Annotated in this window: 8 protein-coding genes; 1 reads left to right on the top strand and 7 read right to left on the bottom strand. The window is 51.9% G+C overall.

Annotation, left to right across the window (positions count from 1 at the left end):
• Positions 1-134: 134 nt before the first annotated feature.
• From MK110_07780 to MK110_07770, 3 genes are all read right to left on the bottom strand, one after another.
• Positions 135-1595 carry a polysaccharide biosynthesis/export family protein gene (locus MK110_07780; protein ID MCH2211187.1) on the bottom strand — a complete coding sequence of 487 codons (1461 nt, stop codon included), beginning with the start codon at positions 1593-1595 and terminating at the stop codon, positions 135-137.
• 11 nt (positions 1596-1606) lie between these two features.
• The gene (locus tag MK110_07775) at positions 1607-2239 is read right to left on the bottom strand and encodes a hypothetical protein (GenBank protein MCH2211186.1); all 633 of its coding nucleotides are present in this window, start codon (positions 2237-2239) and stop codon (positions 1607-1609) included.
• 89 nt (positions 2240-2328) lie between these two features.
• Positions 2329-2595, bottom strand: a complete 267-nt coding sequence (locus tag MK110_07770) for a hypothetical protein (GenBank protein MCH2211185.1) — start codon at positions 2593-2595, stop codon at positions 2329-2331.
• 333 nt (positions 2596-2928) lie between these two features.
• On the opposite strand from MK110_07770, the gene MK110_07765 reads away from it, so the two are divergent.
• Entirely contained in the window at positions 2929-3801 is an 873-nt protein-coding gene (locus tag MK110_07765) for a hypothetical protein (GenBank protein MCH2211184.1), read from the top strand.
• Between the two features lie 19 nt (positions 3802-3820).
• Here MK110_07765 and MK110_07760 read toward each other — a convergent pair whose 3' ends face one another.
• The 4 genes from MK110_07760 to MK110_07745 form a co-directional block, all read right to left on the bottom strand.
• Entirely contained in the window at positions 3821-5206 is a 1386-nt protein-coding gene (locus MK110_07760) for an ABC transporter permease (protein MCH2211183.1), read from the bottom strand.
• Positions 5203-5892, bottom strand: a complete 690-nt coding sequence (locus MK110_07755) for an ABC transporter ATP-binding protein (protein ID MCH2211182.1) — start codon at positions 5890-5892, stop codon at positions 5203-5205. Before MK110_07755 ends, MK110_07760 begins: the two co-directional genes overlap by 4 nt.
• Before the next feature lie 169 nt (positions 5893-6061).
• Positions 6062-7264: a PQQ-dependent sugar dehydrogenase gene (locus MK110_07750; protein ID MCH2211181.1), complete on the bottom strand. Its 1203-nt coding sequence runs from the start codon at positions 7262-7264 to the stop codon at positions 6062-6064.
• A gap of 810 nt (positions 7265-8074) precedes the next feature.
• Positions 8075-9151: a PA0069 family radical SAM protein gene (locus MK110_07745; protein MCH2211180.1), complete on the bottom strand. Its 1077-nt coding sequence runs from the start codon at positions 9149-9151 to the stop codon at positions 8075-8077.
• Between the last annotated feature and the right edge of the window lie 5 nt (positions 9152-9156).

Raw genomic sequence — 9156 nt, 5'->3', positions numbered from 1 at the left:
CGGCGTATGCTGGTGTTTTATTTTCGGTAAATTGTTTACCGCTTTTTCTTTATTTCGTTTGTTTTTAATAAAACTGAGATGGCCTACTCCCCCGGTTGGGGGCCTTCTCTGTTGTTTTGCCGGTGCGCCGCAGATCAGAATCCTCCACCACGATTTCCCATAATGTAATTAATCTGAAATACATTCATCAGCATGTTGCCGAATTCCTCAGTGAGCGTGTATCGCAACAGAATAATATCACCAGGCTTGATCATGATCCGTTCTGACCTGTCTGCTATTGCACGATTCAGGTCGACTTTAATTGCCATCTGGTTTCCACACGGCAGGTCTCGAATGACGATGACTTCCGAGGGCTGGCAATAGCCCCCCCCGCCAAGACCTCGTCCCGATCCACCTTGGCCCATCCCAAGTCCCTGGTTCCCTCCAATCCCACCGATTCCCGTACCGAAGTTTCCGATAGGCCCACGTGCAACTGCAATCGCACCAAGCACGTCCAAATCTCTGTCGCGAGGCAGGAGATACTCACCACCGCCCAGCAGACCCGCAGTATAAAAACTCTCCTGATCACGGCTGCGAATAATCAAAATATCACCATCGTCCAGCAGAATATCGTCAGCAGCGAACGTCGGTGGTACGGATGGATGATATCTCAGCGGGATTTTTGTGACATTAGGCGAATCCGGCAGAGGTGACTCGTTGCAAAAGCACGGATGCTCACAGTTTTTAAGACACAGATTTCCGACTATGGTGTCGTAGCTGATCCCGTCCTGCATCATTCCCCGATAAATATAAACCTGATTTTCTGCATCCATTCCCGGCATACCGCCGGTTTCACTGAGTGCGTGCAGAACGTCATTTTCGTATGCCGGCAGATCGACAATATGACCTGTACCACGTTTGGATACTCCGTCAACACCGCCACTTTCTTCACGAATAACAAGTACCCGAACCGTACGACGACGAATCATCGTCAGGATCACCTGAGCATCATCCCGGGCAATCTGTTTTTCAGACTGTGTATACGCATTCTGGACGGCATCGGTAGCTTCGACGAGTGACATGCCTTCGACATACACCGGGTGGATGTAAGGAAGAGTCACCGTTCCATCTTCACGGACAACGACTGGTGACCCTACTGCCGGAGGAAGATCTCCGTCCTCCGGAAAGTGGACCGACGGCAGGACGGCGTCGTTACCGTCGATACTGAAGACATCCGGGATATGCAGACCCAAAACATCACCGGGCCCCAAGGCATAAAATGAAGGAGAATCCTGGCGCAAACGCAGCATATTGATGTCAACAAAGTCATCCTTCAACGGCCCGTCGAGTAACTGCCGAGGCAGACGTGAAACAGGTACTCCGGTCACTGACCGGCATCCTGTGCTGCCAAGCAGCACAATGATACAACAGATAATCAATACGGCATGATGACATCCGGGTAGCCCAAGATTGCGAACCCGACGGAACCGGCCTGTTATTGACATCAGTATGGCCATGTTGACATCCCTTACCATCAATTCCGGCAGTGCCTTCTTCAATGTTTTTCCGGTGTAGTCTACCTGCATCACAGATACCTGGTGATTATGAACCGTCATCACAAAAGAGCCTACTCGTAGGGCTGCACGGACTCGGCAGGACTTTCACTGCGGCTGCCTGGGCTGGTTCTGCTGTTGTTGATGCGAAGCTGGAGTTCCTCGTCTTCAGGACCGACTGACAATCGAGCAGAATCCACCGCACCTGCATCAGCCATCACTTCAGGTGGTACAACCACGGGTGAACGCATCTTGCGATCCGCTGCACCAGATGTGTCGGGTTCCGCCGTCGCAACCTGCAGATTCATCCGTGCAGTGGGTGACAGTGGAATTTCATGCCATGAACCGGCACCATCCTGCTGAGCTGCAAGAGCACCATGCGAATACCCGTCAAACCAGGCGTTGATTTTGCTGCGTCCCTTGGCCGACTGAAATCTCGGCATCCAGTAGCGCCGTGGCGGTAACGTCGGCTGGCAACCGTTTCCACCTTCGATTACGGAACCATAACCCGCCTTAAACCCTCTGGAAAAATGGAACGGATGGTCCAGTTCATCGTAGCACCACGAACATTCATTCCAGGCCTTTTGGGCGTGATACGTGTTGCGCACGCGGGATTCAATGTCAGCAACTTTCATGGTCAGGGAGGCACAACCTGTCAGCGACATCACAGCCGGCATCAGCAAGCTTACATAATTTATGAATTTCATCTGTTCAACCTCCGCTGCTCTGACATTCTCACTGCTTCGCCTGTTCTGGTCTGTGTCCGGACCGTTTGCTCAGCTGTCTGCTGATGTAACTACAGGTTCAATAACGCAATGCGATCGCGAGCTGCCGTACGGGCGGAATCACTCATCAATGCCGTTCGATACATTGAATGGATCTGTTTCAGATGCCCCTGAATCCCGAAAACACGCCCAATGGCGAGCAGTCGCCCGGAAGCAACTTCCTGCGGACTTCGTGAGTTGATATCCCGGACAACCGAATGATTCCCGGCGCAGGCCGAGTTGACGGAAGTGACAAGAACTGCAAACAGGAGTTCAATCATATGATGCCGAAACTGCATCGTATTCCCCCCACGACAGCCCGATTCTCACTTGCAAACATGACCGATGCTCCAATCGCCGATCATGATCTGTCTGACGCCACGGCACTGACGGACGCAGTACCTGAGATCAACCTGAATCACAAAGCCAATAACATGACCATGAGAATCCGGGACGGCTTACCGCCATCTCCGTTACATTGATCGGTATCACTATGCTCCGGGGATACGATGAAATGAAAAAAAATCCCTCCAATCTGCAAAACCGGCATTGATATGATCCAATTTGTTCAAATTCGAATGTTCGGCTAAAGTCTTCATCCTTTTCTGACTCTCTTCTATGCTGTTCTCAGGATGTCTTTTACGAGTCTGTTCATTTTGAGTTGTGTTCTGCGAGTGATCATTCGAATCAGAAGCTCGCTCACAGGACTCACTGCACGCAGCGCGGCCGGATGGGCAGCGGTTGCCTGCGGTCTCGTAATGGTTTCGACAGTGATGAAGCTTCTGCCGGCGGTTCCGCCGGCAGTGACGTCGGCAATCCACTCCCTGGCATCAGCATTTCTGCTGGCTCCTCTGATCGATATTCTCGGTGCTCGTAACCCTGGCCACCGTGCCTGGCCATGGTTCGTCGTAATCCCGATGATCCTCGTGCTGCAGTGGCCTGCTGCATCTCAGTTGTTCTCACAGAGTCCGCGTACTCCGATCGCGGTTCCTCTGCCTACCGCAGGCTGCTTTATCCTGCTGCTAACCATGGGAGCAGGCAACCACTTCGGTACTGCCAACACGACTGCCTGTTTTACTGGTGTGATCGGAATTCTGCTGTTTGGCGTACCGGTCACGGAATGGTCACCCTGGCCAGGAAACGGATATTGTCTTGCTTCCAGCATTTGTCTGGCCGTCACAGCACTTCTCGTCGAGGGACGACTCAGCACCGTGGGTCGAAACACGAGTCACGAACAGTTGTGGATCGATTTCCGTGACATCTACGGTCTCGTCTGGGCGCATCGTGTGATGGATCGAATCAACCAGTTTTCTGGTCGTGAACAATGGAATGTTGTCATGACCCTGGAGGGATTCCAATTACGCAACGGTAACACTAAGGACGGGGATGGCCTCGACAGACCCAACGAAGTACTGCGATGGGTGCTGCGTCGATTCGCAGACACTGAGTTTCTCGACAGGTATCTTCCGGACGAAGATATCACAATCAACCAGGGAGCATCCTAGACCGCACCTGCAACAGCATCTATGAGGACAGGGCATCAGCGACATCGGTGCGGTAGGCCGTCATTGCAGGCAGAAATCCGACCAACGTTGCCAGTGCCAGCAGCATCGGAAACAGGACAGATTCAACGGGCAGTTCAACCTCAAAATTGAATACAGCAAACTTCATCCAGTAAACAACCCACGGGTCCAGCAACAGCCCTGTTTCAGCCGTCACAAACGGACTGGCGACAACCGCGATTCCATGACCTGACAACCAGCCCAAAAGGCCTCCCCCCACGCACAAAACAACCGATTCGGCCAGCACGATCCCAAATACGCTGCCACGTCGAGCGCCCAGAGCGCGCATGATGCCGATCTCGCGACGTCGATCTGTCATACTGGTGTAAATGCTCACAAAGATACTGATCCCGGACACCAGGATGATCATTACGGTCAAAACCAGCAACCCCTGCTGGACATTGCCCAGCACATCGGTCATCAATTTTCGAATGGGAACAATTGGATTCACAGCCATCGCCTGATAACCCTGCTGCAGATCAGAACTAAGATTGATGGCATCAAACGGTGACTTCGGGCGAGTGCGAATCAGTACAGCAGTGACTTCCTTTGCAGCGTCAGGAGTTGCGTGATGGTGGTGACCTCCATGTCCCGAAGCTGACTCAGCTTCTTCCAGCGTTCGAGCCTCAGCGATCTGATCCAGCGCAATCTTCAGACGATCCGGAGAACTGGCATAGAATTTCTTCAACCGCTCCTCGACTTCGTTCAGCGGAGTTTCGTGGCCTTCAATTGCATAAAAGCCCTCGATGTTTACGAACACTGTGCGGTCATTCGGAGTTCCTGTCTGTTGAATTACGGAAACCACAGTGAACTGTTCATCGTGAATATGTGTCCCCTCGGCCCCTCCATGCACAATTTTAAACTGGCTGCCAATGTCCCACCCATTGCTCCGAGCTACTTCTGAACCAATAATCGCGTCGAAGTTGGCGTTAATTCGCTTGCCGCGAATACGGAATGTCCTGCCAGGCGCGTATTCGTTTTCGAAATACTCCGGAGTCGTACCAACCAGAGGAAACGAACCCTGTTCAGTAACATCACCGAAGGCCATTGGGACTGCTGATACGACTCTTCGATCTTCTTTAAGCTCCAGATAGTACAGATATGGCAAATTCTCTATGGCTGGCTGCACTCTGTAGACCGCGCTCAAAACCAATTGCAGTCCGCTGCCTTTGGGACCAACAATCAGGTCGTAGGCGATGGTATTCTGGCTAAAAACAGCCCTGAGCGCACCTGAGATTACCAGCACGACCACCATCAGCATCACTCCAAGTGCGACGCTGAGCGCTGTCAGAGAACTTGCCAGACCTCGCTGGCGAATACTTTTCCAGGCAATCGTAAAAAGGTTCATAAGACGACCTCCCGCGATGCAGACTCTGGGCGATTAAAGTCCTGCAGCCGATCGACCCGATCGAATTTCTCAGCCACTTCCGCGGCGTGTGTCACCATCAGCAGTGTCACTTTATTCTCACTGCAGGTCTCACGAATCAGACTGAGAATCATATCCTGATTGGCAGGGTCTACGTTGGCAGTCGGCTCATCCGCCAACAGAAGCGCTGGCCGGTTGGCCAGAGAACGAGCAACTGACACACGCTGCTGTTCACCGACCGACAATCTTCCCGGCTGGTGATTCTGACGATCTTTCAGTCCGACCCTTTCCAGCAGAGACCTGGCAAAGGATCGATCGCTGCGATTCCGTGAAAATGTCATCCCAAGGAGCACATTCTCCAGCGCGGTAAACCCCGGCAGCAAATTAAAGGTTTGAAATACGAATCCAATCCTTTCGGCTCGAAATCGGTCTCGAACAACCTCCGGCAACTGAGTGATGTCCGTGTCACTCACCACCACTCGTCCGGAGTCCGGAGTCAAAATACCCGAAATCACATTCAGCAGCGTCGTTTTACCGCAGCCACTTGAACCGATCAAAGCAGCCTGTTCGCCTCGAACCAGTTTGTATTCGTCAATAGCCAGCACGGGAAGAGGCGTACCGTCCGGTTCCCGGTAATTCTTCCGAACACTCTCCAGGTGCAGTGACATATAATCTTCTCTTCTTGGATCAGAATCCCGGGACTTTGTCAGTCAGCAGATGAATTTTAACTGAACACGGTCATAACGCGTGAACCGGGTCTGGTGGCTAATACCCCGACCTGATCACATCGGCCTCTGGACTCCATCTACGACAGCTTTGGCGATTGCGACTGACAATTCACAGTCCGGACCTGAATCGAAATAACTGACCAAATGGAGTCGAAAAATACAGATCACCGGCTTCATCTTCACCAAATGACATTACTGGCTGATTCTTTCCGGTCAGTGAATAGTTTCCAGTCACACGTTGCTCGTCCCGGTCGTAGTCCAGAGCCCACAACAATCCGCTCACATAATCGGCATAGACATATTTCCCTTGAAGCTCGGGAACACGACTCCCCCGATAAACGGCTCCGCCGGTGATCGACTTACCGACATCGTGATGATATTCCCAGATCGGATCAATAAGATCGCTCCGGTTGTCATTACCATCAGGACGAAACCAGTGTTTCGATTCGCGCACGTTCCAGCCGTAATTTCCACCGGCCTCCACGATGTTAATTTCTTCCCACAAACTTTGTCCCACATCGGCCGCCCACAGGTCTCCTGTGTTTTTGTCAAACGACAGACGCCACACATTGCGAAATCCGTAAGCATAAATCTCACCGACCGCCGGAGCCTGCTTGTCACCTCGACTGTTCGTAGAAACCATCGTGCCAACAAAAGGATTGTCTGACGGAACAGCATATTTTTTCCCTTCCTCCTGTCGATCAACATCGATCCTGAGAATGGACCCCAGAAGAGTGGTCAGATTCTGACCGTGACTGTGAGGATCTCCCCCCTTCCCGCCATCGCCTAATGCAATATAAAGCAGACCATCCGGGCCAAATGCCAGCGTACCACCATTGTGATTCCAGTACGGCTGGCTTATCCGCATCAGTTCTACTTCGGACTTCGAATCGGCCTTGTGGGGATCGTCCTTGGACACTGTGAACCGCGTCACCACTGAAGTCAGGTCTGCGTCCGTCGTCGTATAATACAGAAAGAAGTGTCCGTTCTTTTTGTAATCCGGATGAAATGCGAATCCCAACAGGCCTTCCTCGTTCTTATTGTCGCGATAGACAACCTGCTTTCGGATGTCGAGGAAAATGGCAGCTTCTTCGATTTCCTGATCATTCGGAAATACCTTAATCACCCCTTCCTGTTCCGCTACGAAAACACGATCGGTTCCGTCGTTTGCATGGGTAATAATCAGTGGTCGATCGAAACTCATTTCCGGAAAAGCACGTTCCACACTGACATTCAGCGCTGTTTCCTGAATATCAGCAGCCATGCCGACGGTAGCAATGAGCAGGAACACGATTGAGGACAACTGTTTCACGGACATCTCCTGTGGGTTGAATCTGAATCGCCCGGATTACCGTATCACTGCGCGGGCAGACTCTGTCGATGATCTGTTTTACGCTGGAAACGGATTCAATCGCAAACGAAGAATTCCGGATTCATGGCAGTTTGGAATAACAAATCAAGCGTAATTGGCAAACTGAATAATTTCAATTGCCGTGAGTTAGCATTCGGCAGATCAAACCTCCTCAATCATTCTAACCTCGGATGAGGTTACCCGGGCCCGATCACACGAGACCTGATGCATTTCGAGATAGAGACTGACTCACACAATCATCCAAATCCCCTGTTCACCAGTCAGATCACCTGTACAGCTACAATCGGAGACCTCCGGACATAGACAGATATTTATCAGGAGATCCACGATACCACCGGTCACACATGCTGCGGGTCAGGACCGAAATTTGACGATTTCTATCCTGAATGCAAAGCTGGAGAGATGCGGGTGACCATCCGCACATATCCGATAAACGTCACTGGCTGAATTCGACAGCGTCCTGCCTGTCACCAACACACCTGAACGTCAGACGGACCACCTATTCCGACTAAGTGGGCAGTGTCCCTGAAAACACGGTCGGGCTCGGTTTGTCACGGCCGAACCCGTGGTACCAGCCAACTTGGACATCTGACCTGTTAACAAGTGACTCGGATCCGGTCATTCAACCGTCAATCGCTCAACCAGGTGATGCTTACTGCAACTCAGAAGCTCTCGTCAGCAGTCGTGTTGGTTGACGAATTTGACCTGTCTCCCGCCGGTTCCACCATCCATTCCGACCACGAACTCGATTCAAAAAAGTCGGCCCTGACCATTCGGAGGACGAAAGTCTGCTGTGCTGAAAGTGGGAAGCTGACAGTCGATCCGAGATCGGCGAGCACACACCCGGAACAGTTCAGCAATCTGATCAGCGATGGATCCCGCCCCTCGCATTCTTCGTCCGAATTCAGTTTCATTGAGCTTGCCATCCCGAACGTTCAACAGTCTCGACAGTACTTTCCCGGCATGATTCGGTCGCTGCTCTTTCAGCCATTCAGTGAAAAGATCTTTCACGGAATGTGGCAGGCGAAGAAGGATATAACTCGACGACCGGACCCCGGCATCAGCAGCCAACTGCAGAATGGCCGGAATTTCGCTGTCGTTCAGACCAGGAATCACGGGCGCAATCATCACATGCACCGGAACCCCGGCTTCGGTCAGTTCCTTTACAGCTCGTAACCGGGCTGCCGGGGCGCTTGTACCCGGTTCCAGCAATTTCGTCAGACTCTGATCCAGACTCGTTATGCTCACACCCACCTGAATTAGATTTTGCGATGCCATTCGAGCCATCATTTCGACATCCCGACAGACCAGTGCGTTCTTCGTAATTACAGACATCGGCTGACAGGATTCGGCGGCGACCTCCAAACACTGTTGAGTAATCTGAAACGCTTTCTCGGCAGGCTGATAACAATCAGTGATACCCGACATCATCACCGGGGCCGGTTCATATCCCCGACGGCAAAGCCACCTGCGGAACAGACTGGCTGCATTTCGCTTCACAAAAATCCGAGTTTCAAAGTCCAGACCGGCACTCAACCCCAGATATTCATGGGATGGCCGGGCATAGCAGTAACTGCACCCGTGCAGACAACCCCGATATGGATTCAGACTAAAGCGAAACGGAATGTCGGGGCTGTCATTCTCAGAAATCACCGAACATGAGACATCTTCAAAATACCGAGTCTTCGGACGTCTGACCTGATCATACCACTCGTCGTCGTGTTCCATCTGAGACCAGTCGGGGTGAATCTCAATGGACTCAAACCTCCCAGTTTGGTTGAGATTCGCGCCACGCCCGACGACTGAATAATTTTTCTGATGATCCATGCTCA

Origin of the sequence: Fuerstiella sp. (genome assembly GCA_022447225.1) — a bacterium.
Lineage (GTDB): Bacteria > Planctomycetota > Planctomycetia > Planctomycetales > Planctomycetaceae > S139-18.
Note: the sequence above shows the minus strand (reverse complement) of the source record. Positions and strands in the feature narration are given on the sequence as shown.